27 protein-coding genes and 1 pseudogene are annotated in these 25,562 nt (G+C 66.9%); 6 read left to right on the forward strand and 22 right to left on the reverse strand.

The window, feature by feature from the left end:
- The 8 genes from ACQY4K_RS06495 to ACQY4K_RS06530 all read right to left on the reverse strand — a co-directional run bounded on the left by ACQY4K_RS06495 (window position 1) and on the right by ACQY4K_RS06530 (window position 8,875).
- Window positions 1-1,281, reverse strand: coding sequence for a hypothetical protein (locus ACQY4K_RS06495; RefSeq protein WP_428394464.1), 1,281 nt, complete (start codon window positions 1,279-1,281; stop codon window positions 1-3).
- A 17-nt stretch (window positions 1,282-1,298) separates the two neighbouring features.
- On the reverse strand, window positions 1,299-1,739 hold the full coding sequence (locus tag ACQY4K_RS06500; protein WP_428394466.1) for an ExbD/TolR family protein: 441 nt from the start codon (window positions 1,737-1,739) through the stop codon (window positions 1,299-1,301).
- Between the two features lie 27 nt (window positions 1,740-1,766).
- Entirely contained in the window at window positions 1,767-2,198 is a 432-nt protein-coding gene (locus ACQY4K_RS06505; protein WP_428394467.1) for an ExbD/TolR family protein, read from the reverse strand.
- Window positions 2,199-2,201: 3 nt separating this feature from the next.
- Window positions 2,202-3,407, reverse strand: a complete 1,206-nt coding sequence (locus ACQY4K_RS06510; RefSeq protein ID WP_428394469.1) for a MotA/TolQ/ExbB proton channel family protein — start codon at window positions 3,405-3,407, stop codon at window positions 2,202-2,204.
- 63 nt (window positions 3,408-3,470) lie between these two features.
- Window positions 3,471-4,121 (reverse strand): energy transducer TonB, encoded by a 651-nt coding sequence (locus ACQY4K_RS06515; protein ID WP_428394471.1) that lies wholly within the window; start codon window positions 4,119-4,121, stop codon window positions 3,471-3,473.
- A gap of 403 nt (window positions 4,122-4,524) precedes the next feature.
- Window positions 4,525-5,091, reverse strand: a complete 567-nt coding sequence (locus ACQY4K_RS06520) for a YceI family protein (protein WP_428394473.1) — start codon at window positions 5,089-5,091, stop codon at window positions 4,525-4,527.
- A gap of 10 nt (window positions 5,092-5,101) precedes the next feature.
- Window positions 5,102-6,233 (reverse strand): peptide chain release factor 2 gene (gene prfB / locus ACQY4K_RS06525; protein WP_428394475.1). Its coding sequence is split into 2 segments (ribosomal slippage): window positions 5,102-6,163 and window positions 6,165-6,233, totalling 1,131 coding nucleotides; the frame shifts between segments, so codons are not numbered across the junction.
- Between the two features lie 35 nt (window positions 6,234-6,268).
- Window positions 6,269-8,875, reverse strand: a complete 2,607-nt coding sequence (locus ACQY4K_RS06530; protein WP_428394477.1) for a penicillin-binding protein 1A — start codon at window positions 8,873-8,875, stop codon at window positions 6,269-6,271.
- A 98-nt stretch (window positions 8,876-8,973) separates the two neighbouring features.
- Between ACQY4K_RS06530 and ACQY4K_RS06535 the strand changes: the two genes are divergently transcribed.
- Window positions 8,974-9,771: a glucose 1-dehydrogenase gene (locus tag ACQY4K_RS06535; protein ID WP_428394479.1), complete on the forward strand. Its 798-nt coding sequence runs from the start codon at window positions 8,974-8,976 to the stop codon at window positions 9,769-9,771.
- On the opposite strand, the gene ACQY4K_RS06540 is transcribed toward ACQY4K_RS06535, so the two are convergent.
- The 11 genes from ACQY4K_RS06540 to hrcA all read right to left on the reverse strand — a co-directional run bounded on the left by ACQY4K_RS06540 (window position 9,768) and on the right by hrcA (window position 17,862).
- Window positions 9,768-10,625 (reverse strand): MIP/aquaporin family protein, encoded by an 858-nt coding sequence (locus ACQY4K_RS06540; protein WP_428394481.1) that lies wholly within the window; start codon window positions 10,623-10,625, stop codon window positions 9,768-9,770. The genes ACQY4K_RS06535 and ACQY4K_RS06540 overlap by 4 nt on opposite strands.
- A 146-nt stretch (window positions 10,626-10,771) precedes the next feature.
- Window positions 10,772-11,845: a DUF3618 domain-containing protein gene (locus ACQY4K_RS06545; RefSeq protein WP_428394482.1), complete on the reverse strand. Its 1,074-nt coding sequence runs from the start codon at window positions 11,843-11,845 to the stop codon at window positions 10,772-10,774.
- Window positions 11,845-12,240, reverse strand: coding sequence for a phage holin family protein (locus ACQY4K_RS06550; RefSeq protein ID WP_428394484.1), 396 nt, complete (start codon window positions 12,238-12,240; stop codon window positions 11,845-11,847). The genes ACQY4K_RS06545 and ACQY4K_RS06550 overlap by 1 nt, the downstream gene beginning before the upstream one ends.
- Complete coding sequence (locus ACQY4K_RS06555) at window positions 12,230-12,781, reverse strand: hypothetical protein (RefSeq protein ID WP_428394486.1); 552 nt, start codon at window positions 12,779-12,781, stop codon at window positions 12,230-12,232. Before ACQY4K_RS06555 ends, ACQY4K_RS06550 begins: the two co-directional genes overlap by 11 nt.
- Window positions 12,782-12,809: 28 nt before the next feature.
- On the reverse strand, window positions 12,810-13,433 hold the full coding sequence (locus ACQY4K_RS06560) for a general stress protein (RefSeq protein WP_428394488.1): 624 nt from the start codon (window positions 13,431-13,433) through the stop codon (window positions 12,810-12,812).
- Between the two features lie 43 nt (window positions 13,434-13,476).
- A complete protein-coding gene (locus ACQY4K_RS06565; RefSeq protein WP_428394490.1) occupies window positions 13,477-13,905 on the reverse strand; it encodes a hypothetical protein in 429 nt (142 codons plus the stop codon).
- A gap of 64 nt (window positions 13,906-13,969) precedes the next feature.
- On the reverse strand, window positions 13,970-14,176 hold the full coding sequence (locus ACQY4K_RS06570) for a hypothetical protein (RefSeq protein WP_428394492.1): 207 nt from the start codon (window positions 14,174-14,176) through the stop codon (window positions 13,970-13,972).
- Between the two features lie 20 nt (window positions 14,177-14,196).
- Window positions 14,197-15,078 carry a YsnF/AvaK domain-containing protein gene (locus ACQY4K_RS06575; RefSeq protein ID WP_428394494.1) on the reverse strand — a complete coding sequence of 294 codons (882 nt, stop codon included), beginning with the start codon at window positions 15,076-15,078 and terminating at the stop codon, window positions 14,197-14,199.
- Window positions 15,079-15,088: 10 nt separating this feature from the next.
- Window positions 15,089-15,550, reverse strand: coding sequence for a DUF2382 domain-containing protein (locus ACQY4K_RS06580; RefSeq protein WP_428394496.1), 462 nt, complete (start codon window positions 15,548-15,550; stop codon window positions 15,089-15,091).
- Window positions 15,551-15,622: 72 nt separating this feature from the next.
- Complete coding sequence (locus ACQY4K_RS06585; RefSeq protein ID WP_428394498.1) at window positions 15,623-16,594, reverse strand: LysR family transcriptional regulator; 972 nt, start codon at window positions 16,592-16,594, stop codon at window positions 15,623-15,625.
- Between the two features lie 200 nt (window positions 16,595-16,794).
- Entirely contained in the window at window positions 16,795-17,862 is a 1,068-nt protein-coding gene (hrcA, locus tag ACQY4K_RS06590) for a heat-inducible transcriptional repressor HrcA (RefSeq protein ID WP_428394500.1), read from the reverse strand.
- Between the two features lie 86 nt (window positions 17,863-17,948).
- Here hrcA and rph point away from each other — a divergent pair, with 86 nt between their 5' ends.
- The 3 genes from rph to ACQY4K_RS06605 are packed head-to-tail and all read left to right on the forward strand — an operon-like array spanning window position 17,949 to window position 20,214.
- Window positions 17,949-18,701: a ribonuclease PH gene (gene rph / locus ACQY4K_RS06595; RefSeq protein ID WP_428394502.1), complete on the forward strand. Its 753-nt coding sequence runs from the start codon at window positions 17,949-17,951 to the stop codon at window positions 18,699-18,701.
- Window positions 18,698-19,315 carry an RdgB/HAM1 family non-canonical purine NTP pyrophosphatase gene (gene rdgB, locus ACQY4K_RS06600; RefSeq protein ID WP_428394504.1) on the forward strand — a complete coding sequence of 206 codons (618 nt, stop codon included), beginning with the start codon at window positions 18,698-18,700 and terminating at the stop codon, window positions 19,313-19,315. Before rph ends, rdgB begins: the two co-directional genes overlap by 4 nt.
- Window positions 19,312-20,214: an NAD(P)/FAD-dependent oxidoreductase gene (locus tag ACQY4K_RS06605; RefSeq protein WP_428394506.1), complete on the forward strand. Its 903-nt coding sequence runs from the start codon at window positions 19,312-19,314 to the stop codon at window positions 20,212-20,214. The genes rdgB and ACQY4K_RS06605 overlap by 4 nt, the downstream gene beginning before the upstream one ends.
- A 4-nt stretch (window positions 20,215-20,218) precedes the next feature.
- Here the strand turns inward: ACQY4K_RS06605 and ACQY4K_RS06610 are convergent, their stop codons facing one another.
- The gene (locus tag ACQY4K_RS06610) at window positions 20,219-20,455 is read right to left on the reverse strand and encodes a DUF3126 family protein (RefSeq protein WP_428394508.1); all 237 of its coding nucleotides are present in this window, start codon (window positions 20,453-20,455) and stop codon (window positions 20,219-20,221) included.
- 87 nt (window positions 20,456-20,542) lie between these two features.
- Here ACQY4K_RS06610 and ACQY4K_RS06615 point away from each other — a divergent pair, with 87 nt between their 5' ends.
- On the forward strand, window positions 20,543-20,839 hold the full coding sequence (locus ACQY4K_RS06615) for a putative quinol monooxygenase (protein ID WP_428394510.1): 297 nt from the start codon (window positions 20,543-20,545) through the stop codon (window positions 20,837-20,839).
- A 5-nt stretch (window positions 20,840-20,844) separates the two neighbouring features.
- Window positions 20,845-21,748: pseudogene (locus ACQY4K_RS06620) on the forward strand (asparaginase).
- Here the strand turns inward: ACQY4K_RS06620 and ACQY4K_RS06625 are convergent.
- Together ACQY4K_RS06625 and pnp are read right to left on the reverse strand one after the other, a co-directional pair.
- On the reverse strand, window positions 21,745-23,160 hold the full coding sequence (locus ACQY4K_RS06625; protein WP_428394512.1) for an NAD(P)H-dependent flavin oxidoreductase: 1,416 nt from the start codon (window positions 23,158-23,160) through the stop codon (window positions 21,745-21,747). The pseudogene ACQY4K_RS06620 and the gene ACQY4K_RS06625 overlap by 4 nt on opposite strands.
- A gap of 120 nt (window positions 23,161-23,280) precedes the next feature.
- Entirely contained in the window at window positions 23,281-25,434 is a 2,154-nt protein-coding gene (gene pnp, locus ACQY4K_RS06630; protein WP_428394514.1) for a polyribonucleotide nucleotidyltransferase, read from the reverse strand.
- Window positions 25,435-25,562: the final 128 nt, after the last annotated feature.

The following is a 25,562-nucleotide window of genomic DNA, read 5'->3' on the forward strand; positions in this document are numbered from 1 at the left end:
TCAGTGCGCGCCGATCCGCAGCAGCCAGAGATGCGCCAGTTCCTCGGCCGGCCCGCCGCCGCCGACTGCCCGCAGCGCCGCGATCCCACTCGCCTTGTCGTTGGCATCGAGATAGGCGAGGCCGAGATGCAGCATGGCGTCATAGGGAGCGACAAGCCCGCCTCTGGTGATCGCCTCGCGCATCATTGCGATACCCTGGGCAATGCCCTGGGCGTTCTCACCGAGGTCGGTGGCGGTATAGCCGACCGAAAGCAGCGCGTTGGGATCGTTGCTCTTGCGCGCGGCGGTTATATCGGCGGCCAGGCTCGCCTTGCGCGAAGCGATGGTGTGCTCGACCAGCGCCTTGAGCCGGGCTTCGCGCGGCGCCTCTGAGCCGGTGCCAAGCGCGCCGGTGGCATAGCCGCGGTTCATGATCGCCAAGGCATGCGCCGGCAGCCCGTCCTGCACCGCGCGTTCGGTCATGTCCATGAAGTCCGCGGTGCTGGTCAGCAGCCCGACCGCGAGACGGAGACGGTCGACGTCAAATTCCAGCCGGTCCGGCACGTTGGGGTCGGCGCGCAAGCCGTGCAGCAACTGCGCCCAGTAGTCCGGCTTCGGATAGTACTCGACCAGATGCGTCATGGTTCGGGTCAAGCCGGCCGCGTCCTTGGTCTGGATCTGGCAGCTCGCCAGCAACTGCAGCTGTTGCTCCGGCGGCACCTTATTCGCCTTGATCTCGGCCTCGATCTGCGCCGACTGCTCGGCTGCGGCATGGGGGTAGTCCTTGAGCAGGTAGTAGCACTGGATCTTGAGCTGGGTGAGCGACGGGTCCGTGCCACCGGCTTGCTGATAGCGATCGATCGCTTTGATGGTGCCGGCATAGTCGTGCAGCTGGTAGTTGGAGGAGGCTTCGGCCATCAGCAACCGCTGCTGATCGGCGCGGCCAAGCTTGCCCGTGTTCAGCAGTTCGTCGTCGGCGGCGATGGCGGTCTTGTAGTCACCGGATTGCTGGGCCACCGAGGCGCGCATCTCCTCGATGACGAAGTTCTCCTCGGCGGTCTTGTGGCGCGCATGCTCGGCGTCATCGATCTGCGCCATGGCGCCGCTGAAATCCTTTTGCGCCGCGAGTTCCTTGGCCTTCTCCAGCGGCTTGCCGACGTCGCGCTGCAGCGGCTGGGCCGGCCCCTGCGCCCGAGCCGGGACCACGTGCAGGAGCGTCGCGACGCCGATCGGGGCGCCCAACAGCATCGCGCCGGTCGTGAGACCGGCGAGAGGCAGGCGCGCCCGAAGAACCGACCGCATTCGTCGACCAGGACTCATCAATTGCTTCCCATATACTGCTCGTCTCCAACCAGCCCGAGCTTGTTCATGCCAAGGCGCTGCGCGTCGGCCAACACGTGGGCCACGTCCTTGTAGGGCGCCAGACGATTGGGCCGGAGATGGATCTCCGGCTGGTCGGGTTGTGCCGCGGCGTTGATGAAGTGCGCCTGCAGGTCGGCCTCCGAGCCCATCGCCTGGCCGTTCCAGGAGATGGTGCCGTCGAAATCGACGTCGATGGTGACCACCTGCGGCGGTGACGTCGGCGGCGGCGGGTTGCCCTGCGGCAGGTCGAGCTTGACCGCGTTCGTCTGCATCGGGATCGTGATGATCAGCATGATCAGCAGCACCAGCATCACGTCGATCAGCGGCGTGGTGTTGATGTCGACGACGACTTCGGGGTCGCCGCCGGCACCTTCCGGCGACCCAACATTCATGGCCATGTCGGTGGTGTCCTCTCGTGACGGTCGTCAGCCATGCGGTGGCGGCTGGGTGATGAAGCCCACCTTGAAGATGCCGGCACGCTGGCAGTCGGTGACCACCTTGCCGACATACTCATAGCGTGCCCGCGCGTCGCCACGGATATGCACCTCCGGCTGCGGCTTGATGACCGCGAACTTCTCCAGCCGTGCCAGCAGATCCGCATTGTCCTTGATCGGTGCCTGATTCCAGTAGGTCTTGCCGTCATCGGTCACGGCGATGATGACATTCTGCGGCTTGGTCCGGGTCGGCTGGTTGACGTCCTTGGGCAACTGCACCTTGATCGTGTGGGTGACCACCGGGATGGTGATCAGGAAGATGATCAGCAACACCAGCATCACGTCGACGAGCGGCGTGGTGTTGATCGTCGAGATCACCGAGTCTTCCTCGTCCCCGTCCGCGGGGCCGACATTCATCGCCATGGTTCAGGCGACCCGGGTCACGCCGGCGGTGGTCGTCATCGGCGTCGGCGCCGCGGCGTCGGCCATGCCGATGCGGGTGCCGCCGACCAGGACCGAATGCAGGTCGGAGGCGAAGTAGCGCACCCGCTCCATCGACGCCTTGTTGCGGCGTACCAGCCAGTTATAGCCGAGCACCGCCGGCACCGCGGTAGCCAGACCGATCGCGGTCATGATCAGCGCCTCGCCGACCGGGCCTGCCACCTTGTCGATCGAGGCTTGCCCCGCGATGCCGATGGCGGTGAGCGCGTGATAGATTCCCCAGACGGTGCCGAACAGGCCGACGAACGGCGCCGTCGAGCCGACCGTGGCGAGGAAGGCGAGACCGCCCTGCAGGCGCGACTGGATGGTTTCGACCGCGCGCTGGATCGACATCGTCACCCAGGTCCCGAGATCGATACTGTCGGTCAGCGCGCCGTCATGATGCTGAGTGGCGGTGATGCCGCTGTCGGCGATGTAGCGGAACGGCGAGCTCGGCTTCAGCGCAGCCGCGCCATCCTGCACCGTGGGCTTGTTCCAGAACCCCTTGCCGGCGGAGCGGGCGGCGCCCAGCAGCCGGGCCTGCTCGATGTACTTGGTAATCATGATGTACCAGGTGCCGAGCGACATGATCGCCAGGATGATCAGCACAGCGCGAGCGATGATGTCGCCGCCCTTCCAGAGCGCGTCGAGGCCATAAGGGTTTTCCACCGAGGCGGTCTGCGCTGGTGCTGCGGTCGCCGCGGCGGCTGGAGCAGGAGCAGCGGGTGCGGGCGCGCCAGGCGCAGCAGCACCAGGAGCAGCAGCACCGGGAGCAGGGGCACCGGGCGCAGCAGCACCGGGAGCCGGGGCCCCTGGCGCGGTCGCGCCGGGAGCCGCAGCGGCAGGTGCCGGAGCACCCGGGACGGGAGCCCCGGCGGCGCCGGTTCCATCCGCCGGCGCCGTGGCCGCCGGTGCGCCAGCGGCTGGTGGCGGCGCACCCGGCGTTGCGGGCGCCGCGGGAGCACTCGGTGCGGCAGCCGCCGGACCAGGGGTCGGCGCCGCGGTCGTCGGGGCTGTTGGCGCGCTCCCTGTTGACGCGTTTCCTGGAGCCGTTTGCGCCAGCGCGAAAGCCGGTGCCATCGCCGGTCCGGCAAAGCCGAGCATCACGGCGACGGCCGGCGCGAGTACGGGGTGACGGTGCTGTGTGGTCATGCGCTGATCCTTTGTAATCGTCTGGGGCCGGCGGGTTGTCGCAAACCCGCCGTGGTCGCCCGGCTAGTCGTCGCCGCCGCCACTGAGCTTGAAGGTTATATTGAAGGCGTGGTGCGCCTCGGGGATTGGCACGCCGCCCCGTGTCGCTGGCCGGTAGCGCGCAGTCTTGACCCATTGCAGAGCCGCCCTGCCGAAGGCAAAGCCGCCCCGGACGCTCTGCAGCGTACAATCATGGGTGTCGCCATCGGCGCCAACGTTGCAGACCACAACGACGTGACCTTCGCGCTGCGCCTCCTGCATCTCCGGCGGATACTGCAGCGGCGGCCCGGCGATCGGCGATGCTGACACCGTCGTATCCGGCGGCGCCGGCGTCGGCGGCTTGGCCTGATAAGGCACCGGGCTCGGCGGCTGCGGCTTGCGCACGACCTGCTGGATCGCGTGCGGCTGCGGCGGCGGCTGGATCTTGATCTCGGGCGGCGGGATGAACGGCGGCGGCGGGTTGACCAGCAACGGCGGCGGCGGCGGTGGCGGCGGCGGCGGCGGCGGCTTCGTCTCCTTGATGATCTTGGTCTCGATCGGCGCTTTCACCAGGGCCACGATGTTATGGCCCAGCCCGTTCACCAGCGCCCAGATCAACAGGAGATGCAGCGCAACCACGATCGTAATGCCGATGATCTGGCGCATCGGACTGCGTTGTTGCTGCGCGTAGTTCATCCTCGAAACCTTCTCCTCACACGCTCTGCTCGCCGGTTGGCGAGGGACATATTACACTGGCAGCTCCGAAAACCTTGGCAGCTCGGAAAACCTGGTCCAGTTCCGAACCAGGCGAACCGACCAGGCTTTACGTTCGTGATGACCCACGTTCGCAGCATGACTGCGATGCGTTGGCCTCACGGCCCGAATTGGGGGTTTTCACCCGCCATCTGTCAAGGTGGATATGAAAAATCAGGATCGTCGCGCAATTGAGCGCCATGCGCCCGAAACCTGCACACCATTATTAAGCCGAACCGAGATATCCCAATCCTGTTGAATCGACACGCTGTTTTGTTGTTCATGTTTGGCCCGGCCCACCCTCGCTCGGAGAAAGCGCCTAAGCCTGCGGCATTCCCATCGAGGTCTATTGCAGCACGAACTCCGCCTCAAGCTCGAGCGCGACGTCGTTACCGACCAGAGGCGTGTAGGCGACGATGCCGTAGCGCGAGCGCTGCAACGTCGCGGTGCCTTCAAAGCCGAGCGTCAGCTTGCCGGTCACCGGATCGCGCCCCGCCCGCTCGAACCGCACATTCATCGCCAGCCTGTGCGTCACGCCGACCAGGGTAAGGGTGCCGTCCAGCCGGGCGGTATGCGGGCCGGTCATGGTCAGGCCGTCAGCATGGTAGGCCGCAACCGGGTAGCGCCCGGTGGCGAAGAACTGTGGACCGCGCAGCCGCGTATCGAGGGCGGGATCGAGGCTGCTGAGCCCGGCCATCGCGACATATGCATTGAGCCGGCTGGCCGCGGGATCTGCCGGGTCGATCCGCAGACTGCCCTGCACCGAAGGGATCAGGCCCCGATAGATCGAAAAGCCGAGATGGCTGACCGACCAGGCGATGCGCGAATGCAGCGGATCGAGCTTGTAGAGGCCGGCCGGGAACGGTTCCGCGGCACGGGCGGCACCCGAGACCGCCAGCAGAACCGCCAGCACCCACGCCGCCCTATTGCGCGGACGCGCTGGCCTCCGAGCGGGTGGCACCCACGCGGGCGGCGAGCGATGCCGCCATGAAATCGTCCAGTCCGCCATCCAGCACCGCATCGGGGTTGCCCTTCTCCACACCGGTCCGCAAATCCTTGACCATCTGATAGGGCGCGAGCACGTATGAACGGATCTGGTGGCCCCAGCCGATATCGGTCTTGGCCGCCTCGGTGGCCGCCGACGCCGCCTCGCGTCGCTGCAACTCCGCTTCATACAAACGCGCCTTGAGCATGCCCATCGCGGTCGCCCGGTTACGGTGCTGCGAGCGGTCGGTCTGGCAGGCGACGATGATCCCGGACGGCACATGCGTGATCCGAATCGCGCTCTCGGTCTTGTTGACGTGCTGGCCGCCGGCGCCCGAGGCGCGAAACGTGTCCACCTTCAGGTCGGCATCGTTGATCTCGATGTCGATGCTGTCGTCCACCACCGGATAGACCCAGATCGAGGCGAAGCTGGTCTGCCGCCGCGCGGCGGCATCAAACGGGCTGATCCGCACAAGCCGGTGCACGCCGGCCTCTGTCTTCAGCCAGCCATAGGCGTTCGGGCCGCTGACCTGGATCGTCGCCGATTTCAGCCCAGCCTGCTCGCCCTCGGACTCCTCGATCAGGGTCAGCTTGTAGCCGCGCTGCTCGGCCCAGCGCGTGTACATGCGCAGCAGCATCTCCGCCCAGTCCTGCGCCTCGGTGCCGCCGGCGCCGGCATTGACCTCGAGAAAGGCGTCGTTGGCGTCGGCCTCTCCGGACAGCAGGCTCTCGATTTCACGTCGCTTGGCCTCCTCGGCCATCGCGCGCAGGCTCTGCGTCGCGTCCGCCACCATCGCCGCATCACCCTCTGACTCGGCCAGGGCGGCAAGATCCATCGCGTCAGTGACCTCGGTCTCCAGACGCTGCACCGCCTCTATGCCGGAGGCGATCTGGTTGCGCTCGCGCATAAGCTTTTGCGCCGCCGACGCATCCGCCCAGAGTTCGGGGTCTTCAACGCGATGGTTCAGTTCCGCGAGGCGCGAAAGAGCGGCATCCCAGTCAAAGATGCCTCCTCAGCAGCGCCACCGACTGCTTGATCTGCTCGTTGAGCGCGTCCGTCTCGGCCGACATGGTCGCCTATCCTGCCCATCCCGTGATGGGCTGCGTCAATACAGCCCGCCCATGCCGATGTCACCACCGGCAGCTGGACGGGCGGCCGGATGCGCGGCCGGTTGAGCGGTGCCCTGCGCTTTTGCCGTGGGCGGTGGCGCATCCACCGACGTGCTGGACGACAGTCCCGGCGGGCCGAGCACACCAGGCATGCTGGCCATCTGGGTCTCGGAGTCGGGCACGTTCTCGGCACCGGTATCGTCGGGTCCGAGTTCGCCGTTATTGTCGGAAGCGACCATGCCGGCGAGACCCGGTTGCTGGCCGGGCTTGAAGCCGTCGATCGCCTCACCTTGCCCGGTATTGTAGCGCATCAGCGTCATGTCGGGCGGCACCCGGAAATCGACGACGGGCTTGCCGGCGAGTGCCGACTTCATGAACTGGTTCCAGATCGGACCCGCGACCTTGCCGCCGGTCTCCTTGTCGCCCAGGCTACGTGGCGTATCGAAGCCGACCCAGACCACTGTCAGCAGGTCCGCGGAGAAGCCAGCAAACCAGGCATCGTTGAAATCCTGGCTGGTCCCGGTCTTGCCGGCGATCGGCCGCTCGATGCCGACCCCGGCCGGCTGGCCGGTGCCGCGCGCGATCACGTCCTGCATCATCCGCTCGACCTGGTAGGTGCTGTCAGGATCGGCCACCTGCTGGCGCTGATCCGCCAGGGCGGGCGGCAGGGCCGGGCCTGCGGCCGGCAGCAGGCTGAAGCCCTGCGGTTGCCAGATCACCTGGCCGTTGCGGTTCTGGACGGTATCGATCAAGGACGGCTGCACGTCGCGGCCGCCATCGGCGATACAGGCATAGGCACCGGCCTCGCGCAGCACCGTGGTGTCCACGGCGCCAAGGGCCGCGGGCAGCACCTCGGGCATCGAATCGTACTCGTGCAGGGCGATCGCCACCTTGGCCACGGCCGGCATGCCGATATGGGCTGCCAGGCGGATGGTGACGAGGTTGAGCGAGTTGCGCAGCGCGTCGTGCAGGCTGGTTGGGCCGTTATAGTCCAGCTCATAATTGTTCGGACGCCAATTGCCCTTGACGAAGGGTGCGTCGAGAAACTTTTCCGCGGGCGAGATGCCCTGCTCCATCGCCGCCAGATAGACGATCGGCTTGAACGACGAGCCCGGCTGGCGCAGCGCCTGGGTGGCACGGTTGAACTGTGACTCCTCGAACGACCAGCCGCCGACCATCGCCAGCACCCGTCCGCTATGCGGGTCCATCGCCACCAGCGCACCCTCGACCTCCGGCACCTGCCGCAGCTCGGCCGGATCGCCAGCCTTCGTGGGCGGCGCGATCATCACCACGTCGCCGGTCCTGATCGGATGGATCTTTGGCGCACGACGCGCCGCCGCCCAGCGCAGGTCGGCCTCGCGCAGCGTCGCCAACATCGTGCCGCCACCATCGCCGAGCCAGCCGATCCGGCCCGCAGGCCCCGACAGCACGACCGCGAGACGCCAGTTCTCCAGCATGCCGTCCGGATGCGCGATCGCGGCGAGCTTGCCGGGCCAGTCGACCGGCGCTGCCGCCGCAACACCAAACTGGTGCAAGCGGGGGCGACGCGGACGTGGCGCCAGACCATCGATATGCGCAACCGGACCTCGCCAGAAGCCGTGGCTACGGTCATAGCGCATCAGCCCGTCACGCAGCGCGCGGGTCGCATCGGCCTGCATGGCCGCATTCAGACTGGTCTGCACCACCAGGCCGCCCTCGGTACTCACGTCCTTGCCATAGCGATCGATCAGCTCGCGTCGCACCTCCTCGGAGAACCATTGCGAGCCGGGCACCGGACCGGGCCGCTGATAGGCCTTCGGCACCAGCGGCTCGGCCATCGCCGCCGTCGCCGCCGCCTCGGTGATCGCACCGGTATCGACCATGCGGCCCAGCACCCAATTGCGGCGCGCCGTGGCCGCCGCCGGGAAGCGATACGGATTGTAGTTGGTCGGCGATTTCGGCAGCGATGCCAGGAAGGCCGCCTCGGCGGCGTCGATCCGGTCGAGCGGCTTGTCGAAATAGGTGCGTGCCGCCGCCGCGACCCCGTAGGCGCCGGCGCCGAGATACAGCTCGTTGAGGTAGATCTCGAGAATACGGTCCTTGGGCAGTGTCTGCTCGATGCGCATCGCCAGCAGGGCTTCCTCGGCCTTGCGCTTGAAGCTGTTGACGCTGGAATTCAGCAGCATGATCTTGGCGACCTGCTGGGTGATGGTCGAGGCGCCGATCGGCCGCCGGCCGCTGCCCATCTGGCCGATGTCGGTCACCGCGGCGCGCAGGATTGCCAGCGGATCGACGCCGCCATGGCTATAGAAGTTCTGGTCCTCTGCGGCGATGAAGGCGTTCTTCACCCGGTCGGGAATCGAGGCGTAGGGCGCGAAGATCCGCCGCTCGGCCGCCAGTTCGGCGATCACCCGGCCGTCGCCGGCATAGATCCGGCTCATCACCGGCGGATCGTAGTGCCGCAGGCCATCCACGGTCGGCAGGTCGGTGGCGATCGACTCGTACTCGCGCCAGGCGACGATACCGCCCGTGCCGGTCACGAGCAGGGCCACGGCGAGGCCGGCGCCAGCCAGTCGACGCCATATCCTGTAGCGCGGACGTCGCCGCTCGGTCAGGTCGTTCATGCCGGGTTCTCTAGCACCGGCGCCCGGTTTCGTCGCCCCTGACGGTCAAACCGATCCGCGCCGTCAACGTAGAGAGGGTTTCAGCTGGAGTTCGCGCCATGCAATGCCGTCTCGACGGACAGGTTGCCATCGTCACCGGGGCAAGCTCGGGCATCGGCCACGGCGTCGCGCGCGCCCTGGCCCAGGCGGGTGCGGCCGTCGCCATCAACTACAACAGCCATAACGAACCCGCCGAAGCCCTGGCGCGCGAGATCGCCGAGGCGGGCGGCCGCGCGATCGTGGTCGGCGCCGACGTCTCCGACGAGGCTTCTGTCATCGCCCTGTTCGACGAGACCGTCAGCACCTTCGGCGGCGTCGACATCGTGGTGGCCAATTCCGGCATGCAGAAGGACGCGCCGAGCGATGAGATGACCCTCGACGACTGGAACAAGGTCATCACCGTCAACCTCACCGGCCAGTTCCTCACCGCACGCGAGGCGATCCGCCGCTTCACGGCGCAAGGCGATCGCGGCCGTAGCCGGGCGCGGGGCAAGATTATCTGCATGAGCTCGGTACACGAGGTAATCCCGTGGGCCGGACACGTGAACTATGCCGCCTCAAAGGGGGGCATCGCGCTGATGATGCGCACTCTGGCCCAGGAGGTCGCTCCCAGCCGCATACGCATCAACGCTATCGCTCCGGGCGCGATACGCACCGCGATCAACGCGGCAGAGACCCAGGGCGACGCCGCCGAACGTCTACTGACGCTGATCCCCTACCGCCGGATCGGCGCCGCCGAGGACATCGCCCGCGCGGCGGTGTTCCTCGCCTCCGACATGTCGGATTACATCGTCGGCGCCACCCTGTTCGTCGATGGCGGCATGACGCTGTATCCCGGCTTCGCCGACAACGGCTAGCCGCGGCGCAGGTCCTGCCGGTTCGGCTGAAGCGGCGGAATGAACGCCTCGTGCGGACGTACGTCGGGATGGTCGGCCGTCTGGTCCGCAACGGCGACGGTCGGTGCACTGCCACTGCCGATGAGACGGTACAACAGGGCCGCGACAACGCCGCCGAGCAACGGACCGGCCGTATAGAAGAACCAGACGGGATAGCGGCCGGTGACGATCATCGGCCCGAGCGCACGGGCGGGGTTGCCGGCGCCGCCGCTGACCGGACCGCCGAGCAACACCCCCGCCGCCAGCGCGAAGCCGATTGCGACGGAGGCAGTGCCGGCGGGCACCCGGGGATCGGTCGCCGTCGCGACCACCGTCAGCACCAGGATAAAGGCGATCAGCGCCTCGACCAACAGCACCTGCAGGTTGCTTGCGCCATGCACCGGCGCTGGCAGACCGAGATGCGCCTGCGTATAGGCGCCCTGGCCGAATGCCGCCCAGACCACCAGGGAGGCGATCACGGCGCCGGCGATCTGCGCCACGAAATAGACCGGCACAGTCCGCCACGGAAACCGCCCTACATAAGCCAGGCCGAGCGTCACCGCGGGATTGACGTGCGCTCCACTGATCTGGCCGAGCGCCCCTACGATCGCGATCAGGATCAATCCGAAGGAGAGAGCTACCGCCAGGGAATTATACGCCGGACCTGCGGTTCCCTTGCCCTGCGTCGCCGCGATCACCACCGCGGTGCCGACCAGAACCAGGAGAAAAGTGCCGATCAACTCCGCGAGCGACGCACGGGCGAGATTGATCCAGGTGGGAGTTGCCCGCGTCGTGGGCCCTGCCCGACGGTTCACCTCTTCCCGCCAATCTGCCATGTGCGCGACTCCAATCGAACTCACTTGCCGAGGCCCCTCACTCATGCCTCGCCCACCAGCTTGACCGCCGCCGAGCATGCCCGACAGCACGCCGCCACTTGGCAATGCGCCGTCGCCTCGTGCCGCTTGTCTTCCGGTATGCCCGTTCAGGCCTTGCCAGTCTCTTTGCGGATCGCCTCGTCTCCACTGCGTAGCACGTCGCTCGCGACCTGCCTGGCATCCTCGGCCAGACTGCCGCTCATCGCGGCATCCACCAGTTCGCCCGGGCTTCTGCCACGCGTGAGGCCATGCGCCTGGGCGCTGGCCTGGCCCTTATCGAGCACCGCCTGGGCGACGTGACCGCCGCCGTCGGCTGCCTGCTGTCCAAAATCACGGGCCATGTCTCGCGCCTGCCCGGCGATGCCGCCGAGAGCCGTCTCCTCCTGGTCGGATTGCGGCAACAGCGCGCCCAGCAGGGCACCGGCGGCAAGCCCGAGCGCGCCCAGGGTAATTGGGCTTTCGCCAAGCATTCTGGCGAGACTTCCACTCCCCTGGCCGATCGCCCCACCGGCCTGGTGAGCCGCATTGCCTATGGCATGGCCCGCGCCTTGCGCCATCGTGCTGGCCGAGCCCGCCAGATGGCCGGCCTTGTCGGCGAGGTCATGCGTCTTTTCCATGCTCGTCTGCTGCGCTGACGAGAGAGCGTGACGGACACGCTGGCTGAAGGAGGTCTCGGACTCTTCCGAATGGCGGGCGAGGCCGAGCGCCTGACCCCGCGCCGCGTCCAGGCGTGCATCATAGGCAGCCTGGGTCTCTTCCGGCGTCCGCGTGACACTGTGTTCGGCCGTCCGAACGCGACCGGTCACCGCGACGCCGCCGCCTTCGCCAAAGCCGCTCCATCGCGGATCGTAGGCGCCTTCAGGAACCTGCGGGATACGCAGTGGATCGCCGCCATCCGGCCGCGACGTCTGCACGCCTCTCGCGGCACCCGGGTTGGCCGCGATCAGCCAGGTTAGACCGATGCCGGTGATCGCCGCGGGCAACGGATTGCCGCGCACGCTGTCGAGCAGGTTGCGCCCGAACTCGGCACCTTCCTTGCCGCGGAAGTAAAGCATCAGATCATCGACGACTTGGCCCGGCGACAGCCTGCCGCGGAGCTCGTCCAGATGTCCGTCCAGCCGTGCCCGCGTATGGTCGAGATCGCGTTCGATCGCTTCGGGTGTCGCGGTGTTCTCCGACATCAAATGTGCTCCTTTACGACCTGCACGTCCTTCTGCAGGCTGGATGTCATATGCGCAGGCGTCAGGCTCTTAGGCGACAGCTTGCCCAGGCCGAACCAGGCGAACGAGCCGCCGATCGCAACGATCAGCAGGCCAACGATCAACGAGGCGGCCCAGGTTGAAATTGCCAGCGCCAATGCCGCGGCAATGCCTTGCAGGAACACCACCAGACCTGCGAACGCGAGCAAGGCACCGCCGAGCAGAAAGATCGCCGCGACGATGATGCCACGAAGCTTGTGATCGAGTTCCGCGCGCGCAAGCCTGATCTCGCCACGAACCAGATCCTGCACGTCCTGGAGAACGGTGCCGAGGAGCGACCCCAGGCCGTACCCCCCATCCATCCGGTTACTGTCCAAGACCCACCTCCGGCAACTTTGGCAGATCGGCCTTCGATGCCCCTGCGACCGCCACCCGGCCAACCCGCGCTAGGGCGAACCCGGCGGCCAGCGACGCGCCGGTAAACAAGGCCGGTTGCCGGTGGGCAAGATCCTGCAAGCCGTTCATCAGCCCGTGCAGGTCGTTCCTGCGCAGACTGCTCGCGAGCGTGCCGAGTTCCGCGGCGCCGCGCTCGACCAGATGAGCGGCCCAGTCCTGATGGCCTTCAAGCTGCGCACCGGAACGATGCACGGCTTGGGCAACGTCGTCGAGTTGATCGGCGAGCGCGTTCTTGCCGGTTTCGGCCGCCGAACCCGCCTGCCCCTGGAGCGATCCGGCCAGCGAGGCGCCGGTGGACTGGGCCTCATGGGCGAAGTCCTTCGCGTGGCCCGCGGCCTGGGCGCCAGCCTGCCCGGCCTGCTCGCCAAGCCGGCGCGCGGCGTCTCCCGCTGCCTGGAAGCTTGACGCCCCCTTGGTTACCGTGTCGGGGGCGACTTCCTCGGACGCGCTGTTGTCGCTCATCGTGTTTCCCTCGCGCCAAAACCTGGATTTAGAGTGCAGCCGACCGTTTCGCGCGCTCGGCCGAAAGCTGCTCGGCCGTGTAGTGCGGCGCATTGTCATCGAACTTCTCCCAGCCGTCGGTCTGGTAGTCGGTACGACGCGCCGTCATGTCCACGGCGGCCGGCATACGACCGTTCAGAACAGACTCAATACGGTCAGCCTGGCTCTCCTCGCCACGCACCGTGACCAGTGTTCCGCCACGGCGAACCCCTTCGGCATAGGCATGCGCGTGCCCTTCCGGAACGCCGGCATGGACCAGCGACCCAAGCAATCCACCGCCGGCGGCACCGATACCGGCGCCGGTCGCGGTGGCAATAAGCCAGCCGGCGGCGACCACTGGCCCGACGCCCGGAATTGCAAGCAGCCCGAGTCCGGTCAGCAGGCCGATGCCGCCGCCGACCAGCGTGCCGGTCGAGGCGCCGGTTCCGGCACGTGTCTCGTTCACGTCTCCGGTGCCGGAGGCGCCGGCCGCGGTCGCACCATGGCGGCTGTCGGCATTGTTGGAGACAATGCTGATATCGTCATGGGGAACACCCGCGGTCTGCAATGCCTCGACGGTGCGTTGCGCGTCCTGGAAATCATCATAGAGATGGGTAAAAGTGCGCATGGCCATATCGGCCTCCTCTATCTGGTGTGTAGGCGTCCGGAACCGGCGATCAGGTGCTGCTGCCGACATTGCCCTTGTAGTCGAGCCATACCTTCATCGACTGGCCGTTCTTGGTGCCCCTGCCGCGCCAGACGCCGTTATGATCCTTGTGGAGGCTTGAAACCTTGCTGTACCCCTCGCCCTCGATGCGGCCGCGTGCCTGGCCGCGACTGAAGGAGTTCGCCCCACTTGCAGGCTGCGGTGCGTTCGCGTTGGTGGTGGTGACCGCCTGGTTGTCGCTGCCACTGGCAGCCGCCGTGCCGGAGGTCCGGCTCATCATCGTGTTGCCGGGCTTGCTCACCGTGTTCGGGTTCATTCCGGCCATCGGCGAATGGGAGGTCATCGCCGGAGAATGCCCCGGGTTCGGCGTGTTTGTGGTTTGTGCCATGGCCGTGGTCGCAAGGAGTGCCGCGCCGAAGGCTATCGGGATGAATTTCATTGTTACTGTCCTGGTCTCACATTTATAACGAGAATTGTTGGAGGAGCGCCGTCGGCAGCGCCGCTCAGCCGATCGTACGCCCGGTGACCCGGTGACGGCGCTGTACCGCCGGCCAACCACCGATGGCCGCCCCGATCAGCTTGATCAGCAACACGCCGAAGCGTGCGAAGGATGTCTTGGAAACAGCGGCAGCACGGCTGTCGACGGCCGTCTTCGCGGTCAGGATGCCCTCGTCACGGGTCTGCGATGCGACCGGGATGCTGCCGCGCACCCCGGTGCCGGCAATGGATTTCAGATTTTGGATGGGCGGCCGGTTGGAGAGGCCATCCGATCCTCGGTGCCGACTGTCTGGCTCGTCGAGGCGCCCGGTACCTTCTCGATTTCGACATCCTCGCGTCGCACGGTGTCCTTGATGGTCTCCGTGCAATCGGTGACATCCTTGCGTATGGCGACCTCTTCACGAACCCGCGCGGTCTTTGACACCACGGCTTCTTCGGCGGTCTCGGTCATCTCGACCGTCTTGTCCGAGAAGCTGTCGGTGGGCGCACGATCGTCGGTGACGGGACGGCGCTCGATCGAGACGCGCTCGTCATGCAGGCTAACCTGTTCCTCGACGGGTGTCTCGACGACGAAGCGATGGATACGGGTGGTACCGCGATTGATCGCCCGCTTGCCGACAGCCAGCGTCTCCTCGGAAAGCTGCATCGTGCCGTCGTTGGTCGCCGTGTCCCTGGTGGTCGCCGCGGCACGAGCCTGCATCGGCTGCTCGGTAGTCGGCATCGTCGTGTGAGTCGCAGTCTGGGTTGTGCCGTACTGCGCGGCTCGCTCATCGAGATCAATGGGATCGTGCTGCTCGAGGATCGCTGCGACGCTGTCGTAATGCTCTGACGGCACCTGTACTGAGACCACGACCGATCCGGCTTCAATGCTGCGGTCATAAACGCCGGTATCGCGGTCCGGTTCGGCGCCGATCAGCTTGCTCCAGAAGCCTTGCTCACGGGCTGGCGCCCCGGTTCGTTGCCCTGCTGCGGTGTCTTGGCCCGCCATGGCACCGGCTGAATTGGCATGTTGGCTGATTGCCGCCGCCGGCACATTCGCCTCTCTCAACGCCCTTACCGCGGCGTCGGCGTGCACCGCCGTCTCGTAGACGGCAACGATGGTTTCTTGAGCCATAATTCTATTCCTATGTCTTCGGGTTGGAGTGGGTATCGGTGACCATCCCGCCACTGACTTCCTGGCTGGCGGGCGCGGTGCGCGTGATGACGGCTTCCTGGTGCCGCACCATGACGGTCTCCCTGTGCCGGTCGTCGGCCTGGATACGCCGGATGTGGATTTCCTCGACGAGCCGCAGCTTGTGTTCGACGACGATCACCTCCTCGACGACGGACATGACGGTCAGGTTACCGTCTTCGCGGACGGGTGGTAGCCCGTCAACAATACGACCAACTGGAACCCTGGTGATCTCAACGCGCTCGTGGTGCAGCGCCTCGTCAATCTGCTGCTCCGTCTCGTGCGTGACAACGCGCACCGTAACGCTGTCGCCCGCGATCCTTCTCCGTGCAATCGAGAGGTCTTCCGCGTGCAACGCAATTGTTTGACGATCGGCTTGCGTGTTTCCTGCTCGTGACTCGCCGTCGATGGGCATTTCGGAATCCTGCTGCGAAGGCGCCGCGGAACCGACGTTCGTGCCGGTAGCAACGGCATGACCAGCCGATAGTTACCGGCTCGCAGAATGCGATTTCAAAAACCGACTATGCAAAATTGCAGTGTCGTATCCGTTGAGCCCAGCCTGTGGATCGGTCGGATCCAGTGCCTCGGCAAGGTTGCGCATGCATTCGGTCAAATGCGCCAGGATAAGTCGTATTCGCGGGGTCGCGCGATTGTCCTTGTGCACGACCAGCCAGAGTGCGGCACCCGGCGCGGGCGCAGGGGTGGCAAGGCGGCACAGCCCGCCTTCGCGGTCCGCCCGGAACCGGGCGAGGCAGGCCAGGCCGCCGCCGTGCAATGAAGCGGCCACGGCCGCCTCATGGCTGCTCGTTTGCATCGATACGCGGGCGCGCGGCGCCATCCCCTCCAGCCAGCGATTTCGTGCTGCATCCTGTATGTCTTCGTCCTGGGTAATCAGGAACTGCCCGACGCAGCCATCATCGAATGCCGGCGTGCCGTGCCGCTCCAGATAGGTCGGGCTGGCATAAAGGCCGAAAGCCAGGCTGCCGATCTTGCGTATGACCAGTTCGTTCTGCTCGGATCGCTCCAACCGAACCGCGATATCCGCCTCGCGCATCGACAGACTGAGTTCTCGCGGATCAGGGATCAACTCGATCATGATGTCCGCATGCTCTGCCGACACCGATGCCAGACACGGCGCCAGGAGCTGGCTGGCGATGGTCTCCGCGCAGGTGACACGAACCAGTCCGGCCAGGCGGGTGTCGCGACCGCCGACCGTGTGCTCCAGATGCAAGGTCGCGGCCTCGAGCCGCTCAGCCTGCTCGCGCACATCCTGACCGGCCAGGGTCGGCAGGTAGCCGTTCGGCGTACGGTTGAGCAGACGCACGCCGAGGCTTGCTTCGAGTGACGCAAGCCTGCGTCCGACCGTGGACTGCGCGACACGCAAATGTTTTGCCGCGGCGGAGAGGTTGCCGCTGCGGGAAAGAGCAAGGAAAAATCGAAGATCATCCCAGTCGAGCATGGATAGACTGCGCTCCGCATCGTCGCATTCCGACAATCCGCTCTTGTCGGCTTATGAAACGCACCCGAGACGCATCCTGTTGGGCCACGCCGCAAGGTGTGATCGAGGGGCGCCGACTTGGATGCTGCGGACGACAGCCGCAAGGCGCTGATCAGGCATGCGAAGGTGTGTCTCGACGTGACTCTGGGCGGCGAACACGCCTATCCGAGCAATCGACCGATCACCCGTGCGGTATAGTCCACAACCGGGATGATCCGGCCGTAGTTCAGCCGGGTCGGCCCGATCACGCCGATGGCGCCGACGATGCGGTTTGCCTCGTTACGCGCGGGTGCCACCACCATCGAAACCCCGGACACCCCGAACAGACCGCTCTCGGCGCCGATGAAGATGCGCACGCCATCGGATTGCTCGGCGAGATCGAGCAGACGCAGCATGGTCTCCTGCGTTTCCAGGCGGTCGAACAGCATCTGTATGGTGGAGATGCGCTCGATCTGCGTCACATCGGCGAGCAGGCGCGCCTGACCGCGCACGATCAGCGAGCCGCCGCGGCTGTCGCCGGCCCAGGTGGCGAGCCCGCTGGAGACGACCCCGGCGGAGAGATGGTCGAGCTCGGTACGGTTGTCTGCCATCTCTTCGGTGACGTGGCGGCGCAGCTCCTCCAGCGACAGCCCGGAGAGCCGCGCATTGAGATAGTTGCCGGCCTCGATCAGGGCGGAGGGCGGCAGTCCGGCCGGAATTTCGATGACCCGGTTCTCGACCCTGCCGTCGGCGCCGACCAGGATCACCAGTGCCCTGCCGGAGCCGAGGGCCGCGAACTCGATATGCTTGATCAGCCCGTCGCTCTTCGGCGCCAGCACCAGTCCCGCCGCGGACGACAGGCCCGACAGCATGGCGGACGCATCGGACAAGGTGTCCTGCAGCGACCGCCCGCGCGCCTCGAGCACGCTGACGATGGTGTCGCGCTCCTCGTCCGACAGGCTGCCGAACTGCAGCAGACCGTCGACGAACAGACGCAGGCCCTTGTCGGTTGGCAGCCGGCCGGCGGAGGTGTGCGGCGCGAACAGCAGCCCGGCGTCGGTGAGGTCGGCCATGACGTTGCGGATCGTCGCCGGCGACAGCGGCTGCGGCAGCCTACGCGACAATGTGCGGCTGCCGACGGGATCGCCGGTCTCGACATATTGCTCGACGATCTCGCGCAGGATCGCGGCCGAACGCGGATCCAGCCCGGGCGGCAAAGCGGGTCGTGGTGCCAGGCTCCTCACATCCATTCACGTCTCTCCAAACAGGCGGCTGCACCCCTGGCCGGCTTGGCCGCGCGCGCTATGCCCGGCCTGCAACCGATGCAGAGTATAGCATGCGCCCCAACGGCCGCGCGGCGGACGAAATTCGCGCCGTCTCGATCACCCCAGGGGCCGCGCGCCATGCCGAGGGTTCGGTGCTGATCCGCATCGGCAACACCGAGGTGCTGTGCGCGGCCAGCGTCGAGCCGCGGGTGCCGCCGTTCCTGCGCAACCAGGGAATCGGCTGGGTGACGGCGGAATACGGCATGTTGCCGCGCGCCACCCACAGCCGGAGCGCGCGCGAGGCGGCGAAAGGCAAGCAGTCCGGCCGCACCCAGGAAATCCAGCGCCTGATCGGCCGCACGCTGCGCGCGGTGGTCGACCGGCGCGCGCTTGGCGAGATGACGATCACGCTCGATTGCGACGTGCTCAACGCCGATGGCGGAACCCGCTGTGCCGCGATCACCGGCGCCTGGGTGGCGCTGAATCTCGCGCTGAACCGGCTGGTGCGCATGCGGGTGCTCAAGGCGGTGCCGCTGACCGGCCAGGTGGCGGCGATTTCCTGCGGCCTGGTCGGGCCGGCGGAGGCGCGCATCGCCGTCGCCGACCTCGACTACGCCGAAGACAGCAGTGCTGCCGCGGACGCCAATTTCGTGCTGGCGCAAGCGGGCGGGATCGTCGAGATCCAGGCCACCGCCGAGCAGGCGCCGTTCTCCGAGGCCGAGTTCCAGGCGCTGCTGCGGCTCGCGCGTGGCGGTGTCGAGACGCTGTTCGTCCAGCAGCGCGAAGCCGTGGCAAAGGCGCTGGACGCATCGGGCCGCGCATGAGCCGGGCCCTGGCGCGCGGCGACCGGCTCGTGATCGCGACCCACAATCCCGGCAAGCTCGCCGAGTTCGAGCAGCTGCTGGCCGGACGCGGCCTGACCCTGCTTGGCGCGGCGTCGCTCGGATTGGCCGAACCCGACGAGACCGAGGACAGCTTCGCCGGCAATGCCGCCCTGAAGGCGCGCGCCGCCGCCCGCGCATCGGGCCTGCCGGCGCTCGCCGACGATTCCGGATTTTGTGTGGCGGCGCTCGATGGTGCGCCCGGCATCTTCTCCGCCCGTTGGGCCGGCCCCAAACGCGACTTCATTGTCGCGATGCGGCGCGTCCACGACGCGGTCTCAGCCAGCGCGCAGCCTGCGAACGCGGCCGCCTGGTTCGTCTGCGTGCTCTGCCTGGCGTGGCCGGACGGCGAGAGCGAATGCTTCGAGGGCCGAATCGACGGTGCGCTGCGCTGGCCGCCCACCGGCGATAACGGCCACGGCTATGACCCGGTGTTCCAGCCGGCAGGCGAGACCCTGCGCTTTGCCGAAATGACCGACCATCACAAGAACACCATCAGCCACCGCGCCCGCGCTTTCCTGGGGTTCGCCGCGCGGCTGCCGGAGCCATGCCGATGAACGACGCGACGCCGGTCGACTGCCTGGTCATCGGCGGCGGCCCCGCCGGCCTCACCGCGGCGGTCTATCTCGCGCGCTTCCATCTGAGCGTGACGCTGATCGACGCTGGTGGCGGACGTGCTGCGACAATCCCGCGCACGCACAACCAGGCCGCCTTTCCCGAGGGCATCTCCGGCACCGAGCTGCTCGGGCGGATGCGGGCCCAGGCGGCACTCTACGAAATCAGGCCGGTCGCCGCCCTGGTCGACTCGCTCCGCCGCGATGCGAATGGCTTCGTGGCCGTGGCGGCCGATGCCGCCTATCCCGCCCGCAGCGTCCTGCTCGCAACCGGCGTCACCAACCACCGCCCGGCGATGCCCGACGCGCTGCATGACCGCGCCGTCGCCGAAGGCCGGCTACGCTACTGCCCGATCTGCGACGGCTACGAGGTGACCGACCGCGACGTCGCGGTATTCGGCAGCGGCGAGCACGGCCTACGCGAGGCACGCTTCCTGCGCGGCTATACGCGGCGGGTGACGCTGATTGCAGAAGGTGGGCTGCAAGCCGCCGAGCTACGCGCCTTGGGCATTACGCTACTGGACGGCCCGGTCCTGGAGCTTGCGATCGACGGCGAAAAGCTCGCGGTCAGCACGGCAGCGGGACGCTGGCACTTCGACACCGCCTATCCGGCAATGGGCTCGCGCATCCATTCCGATCTGGCCATCGACGTCGGCGCCGCCTGCACCGAGATGGGCTGCATCGAGGTCGACGCTCACCAGCGCACGTCGGTCCCTGGCCTCTATGCCGCCGGCGACGTCGTCGTCGGCCTGGATCAGCTCAGCACCGCCTTCGGCCACGCCAGCATCGCGGCCACTGCGATCCGCAACGACCTCGACGAAAGAACGCCGCTGCTGCGCTGAATGCTCAGCGCGTGCGCGGCAGCGGTGCCGCGGCGGGCAGGTCCTCTTCCAGGATGGTGACATGCATCGAATAGGAGACTTCACCCTCGTCGTCGTCGCGGTGCAGCGTGCCGATCACCTCCTGATCGATCGCGACCTCCACCGAAAGACCGGCCCGAACTGGCTTGACCACGCGGATGCGGTCCGACCCAATTAACTTGCGCAAATAGGCCTGCACACGGGCGATCTCTGATGCGTTCACGTCGGGTACTCCTTGCCAGCGGCGGGGTGTAGAGTGCGGCGCCAGCGTCTGCAACCACAACGAGTCACCAGCAAAAAGGATCGTGGAATGTCCGACCAGATCAAAGTCGTTGCCTTCGTCACCGTGCGGCCGGGCACGGAAGCCGAGATGGAGGAGGCGGCCCGCGCCTGCGTAGGTCCGACCCGCCAGGAGCCGGGCTGCCTCTCTTATGTGCTGCACCGCGACCTCGACAATCCGCGACGCTTCGCCTTCGTCGAGACCTGGCGCGATGCAGAGGCCCTCGATGGGCATTTCAAGCAGCCGCATCTCGAAGCCTTGATGGCCAAGGTGCAGCCGATCGCCGACGGCGCCATCGAAATCATGCGGCTCACCGAGATCGCCTGATCGGTATGGCGGAGGCACTGCTGGCCGAGGTATTGCGTGGCCGCAACATCGAGTCCGCGCACGCCGGCACTGCCGTCGTCGTTGATCCGTCCGGCGATGTGGTGTTCCAGGCCGGCGATGGGCCGCGCCCGGAATTTCCGCGCTCCGCGGTCAAGGCCATGCTGGCGCTGCCGCTGGTGGAGAGTGGTGCCGCCGACCGCCTGCGCCTGACTGATGCGGAACTCGCCCTTGCCTGCGCCTCGCATGGCGGCGCGCCGCGCCACGCAAGCCCTCGCGGCCGCGGGCGAACAGCCGAGCGCCCTGCACAACAACTGCTCAGGCAAGCATGCCGGCTTCATCTGCATGGCCGCAGATCGCGGGCTTGCCCCCGCGGGCTATATCGCGCCGGACCATCCGGTGATGCTTGACGCGACGGCGGCCCTGGCGAATGTCACCGGCGCGCGCCTCGACGAGCGCAATCGCGCCATCGATGGCTGCGCGATCCCGACCTACGCCATTGCGCTGCAGTCTTTGGCCCGCGGGTTCGCGCGCTTCGGCAGTGGCGACGGACTGCCGCCGCCGCGTGCCGCCGCGGCGGCCAGGCTGCGCGCGGCGGTCGCGGCAAACCCGTTCATGGTGGCGGGCGAAGGCCGCTTCGACACCGTCATCATGACCCTGCTCGGCGCGCGCGTGTTCTGCAAGGGCGGCGCTGAAGGCGTGCTCGCGGCGTGCCTGCCCGATTTCGGGCTCGGCATTGCGGTGAAATGCCGCGACGGCGCGCAGCGCGCCGCAGAGGTCACGATGGCCGCGCTGATCGCGCGTCACTTGCCGATGACCGCCGACGAGGAGAGCGGGTTGCAGGCGCTGCTGAACCCGAGGATCACCAACTGGAACGGCACCGTGGTCGGCGAAATCCGCGCCCGGGTTTAGCGCCCGGTCAGGATACGCTCGACCAGTTGCTTGACCGTCGGCACGAAGCCGTTCGAGTAGAACGGGTCGGCGCCGAAGCGCCAGGCATTGGTGCCACCGAACATCAGGTTGCGGTCAACCACCTCGGGATCCTCGCTGTCGGCATGGGCGATCGCCTGCAGCGTCTTCTGGATACAGAACGAACGCGGATCGGTCTTGCGGCCATTGCTGTAGTCGGGCCCGTGCTGGCTCCAGTTCGAGAAGCGGCATTCCGACAGACAACCCATGCAGGCGATCTGGTCGGCGACGATCTGCGCCGCCGTCTCAGGCGTCTCGAACACCAGCGTCGAGTCCGGCGTGCGAAGCGCCTCGGTGAACCCGTCCGCCATCCAGCCGCGCACCCGCGCGAGGTCGGCGGGCGCCAGATAGACCAGTCGCTTACGCGCGCCCACACCGAACGGAGCGATGTGCGCGCCCACCGACTCGGTCGAGAACGCCACCTGGCGCTCGGAGCGGCCGCGCAGCCCCTGCAGGAAGCTGTTATTGACGGCGGAGGAATAGAACCCCGTCGGGCTGAACTTGTTGAGAAACACGTCGCCCTTGGCCAGGTGAAACAGCCGCTGCTTCCATGCCTCGGGGATCGGGCTCTCCTGGGTGAGCAAAGGGCGGGTGCCGAACTGGAAGGCGATCGGGCCGAGATCGGGATTGTCGATCCAGTCCTCCCACTCCTCGAGCCACCAGACGCCGCCGGCCATGATGATCGGGGTGTCGCCGAGCCCGAAGGTGCGCATCAGCCGGCGCAGTTCCAGGACCCGCTCGAACGGCGCCTGCGGCTTGGCGGGGTCCTCGCTGTTGGACAGGCCGTTATGGCCACCGGCGAGCCACGGGTCCTCATAGACGACGCCGCCGAGCAGATCGGCCGCCTTGTGGTAGGCGCGCTTCCAGAGCGCATTGAAGGCACGCGCAGAGGAAACGATCGGATAATACGGCACGCCGAAACGGGCGGCGATGTCGGACAGGCGGTACGGCATGCCGGCGCCGCAGGTCAGCCCGTTGATCAGACCGCGCGCACCTTCAAGAACGCCGGTGATGACCCGCTCGGCCCCGCCCATTTCCCACAGGATGTTAGCATGGATGCGGCCGCGGCCGCCGGAGAGTTCGTGCGCGGCACGGGCCTGGGTGATACCGCCGGCGACGGCGTAGCTGACCATCTCCTCATGCCGCTCGCGGCGGGTGCGGCCATGATAGACCTGCGGCACGACGCGGCCCTGCTCGTCGAAGCTGTCGGCATTGACGATGCTGACGGTGCCGGCGCCACCTGCCGCTGCCCAGTGGCCCGAAGAAATCCCGGTCGAGACCGAAACCCCCTTGCCGCCCTCGACCAGAGGCAGAACCTCGGTTCCACCCAGCCTGATCGCATTGATCGTCTTCATCACCGTCTTATTTGCTCCAGATCTCCCGAAATGCGTCGGGCCCAATTTTGTTTTATCGGGTTACAGATCGTGAGCGTAGGCCGGTCCCGCAAGTTTCATCCGGCGGGACCGCATATTCGTTCAGCCGGCAGGCGCTTCGGCGTGCCGCTCGCGGCCTTTAGCGCCCACCACGTCGCTGATATCGGCGCCAGTCTCCTGGTCGACGACCCGCATCGAAAGTTTCACTTTGCCGCGATCATCGAAGCCGAGCACCTTCACCTTCACGGAATCGCCTTGGGCAACCACATCGGCGGTCCTGGCAACACGCCCCTGGGCGAGTTCACTGATATGCACGAGCCCGTCGCGGGCGCCGAGGAAGTTCACGAAGGCACCGAAATCGGCAACCTTCACCACCTTGCCGTTGTAGATCACACCGACCTCCGGCTCGGCGACGATACCGCGAATACGATCGATCGCCTTTTGTGCCTGCGCATCGGAGCTCGCGGCGATCTTCACGGTGCCGTCATCATTGATGTCGATCTTGCAGCCAGTGGTCTCGGTGATCTCGCGGATCACCTTGCCGCCGGTGCCGATGATGTCGCGCAGCTTCTCCTTGGGCACGTTAATGACGGTGATCTTCGGTGCCGTGGCGGAAACCCCGGCGCGACCCTGGGTGAGGGCCAGCGCCATTTCGCCCAGGATATGCAGCCGGCCCTCGCGCGCCTGCTCCAGCGCCACCTTCATGATCTCGGGCGTGATCGAGGTGATCTTGATGTCCATTTGCAGCGAGGTGACGCCCTGCTCGGTGCCGGCCACCTTGAAGTCCATGTCGCCGAGATGGTCCTCGTCGCCGAGGATGTCGGAGAGCACGGCATAGCCGCGATCCTCCTTGATCAGGCCCATGGCGATGCCGGCCACCGGACGCGCGAGCGGCACGCCGGCATCCATCAACGACAGCGAGGCGCCGCACACCGTCGCCATCGACGATGAGCCGTTGCTTTCGGTGATCTCGCTGACCACGCGCAAGGTGTAGGGGAAGGCCTCCTTGGTGGGCAGCAGCGGACGCACCGCACGCCAGGCGAGCTTGCCATGGCCGATCTCGCGACGCCCAGGCGAGCCCATACGACCCGCCTCGCCCACCGAATAAGGCGGGAAGTTGTAGTGCAGCATGAAGTTGGAGCGGTACTCGCCTTCCAGCGCGTCGATGATCTGCTCGTCCTGGCCGGTGCCGAGCGTGGTGACCACCAGCGCCTGGGTCTCGCCACGGGTAAACAGCGCCGAGCCGTGCGCGCGCGGCAGGATGCCGACCTCGGCGATGATCTGGCGCACCGTGCGCAGGTCGCGGCCATCGATGCGCAGGCCGGTATCGAGGACGTCGCCACGCACGATGTCCGCTTCGAGCTTCTTTAGCATCGGCTTGGCGGCCTCGGTATCCAGGCCCTCGGCCTTGAGCGATTCCAGAACCTGCCTCTTCGCGGCCCCGACCTTCTCGACGCGGGCCTGCTTGACGCGCTCCTTGTAGGCCGCGGCAATGCTGGCCCGTCCGAGCATATCGATGCGGGCCTTCAGGGCTGCCGCCTCGGCGGACTCCTCGGACAGCGCCCACGGCGCCTTTGCGGCATGCTCGGCGAGTGCGATGATCGCCCCGATCACCGGCTGCAACGCCGCATGCCCGAAGGTCACGGCGCCGAGCATGACTTCCTCGGAGAGCTCCGAGGCCTCGCTCTCGACCATCAGCACGCCTTCGGCGGTGCCCGCCAATACCAGGTCGAGCTGACCTTCCTTGACCTGGTCGAGCGTCGGGTTGAGCACGTATTCGCCGTCCACATAACCGACGCGACAGCCGGCGATCGGCCCGAAGAAGGGAATGCCCGACAAGGTGAGTGCTGCCGAGGCGCCGATCATCGCGACAATGGCGGGATCGTTCTCCAGGTCGTGGCTCAGCACGGTGCAGACGACCTGCACCTCGTTGCGGAATCCGTCGGGGAAGAGTGGCCGGATCGGCCGGTCGATCAGGCGCGAGTTAAGGATTTCAGCCTCGGACGGACGGCCCTCGCGCTTGAAAAAGCCGCCCGGGATCTTACCGGCGGCGAATGCCTTTTCCTGGTAGTTCACGGTCAGCGGGAAGAAATCCTGTCCCGGCTTGACGCTCCTGGCGCCGACCGCCGTGCACAGCACGATGGTATCGCCGTAATGGACCATGACGGCGCCATCGGCCTGGCGCGCGATCTTACCGGTCTCGATGATGAGCGGACGGCCGCCCCACTCGATTTCCTTGCGATAGAAGTTGAACATGGTGTGTTCCAGTTCCTGTCTGTGTCAGCAAACAGGCCGGGGCGGATGCGGCGTTTCGGACGGCATGGAGCGTTGATGTTCCTCCATGTGGCCTGAAACGCCGGGTCGCGATGTGCCTCCGAGCGTTT

Origin of the sequence: Lichenicoccus sp., from assembly GCF_965276875.1 — a bacterium.
GTDB lineage: Bacteria > Pseudomonadota > Alphaproteobacteria > Acetobacterales > Acetobacteraceae > Lichenicoccus.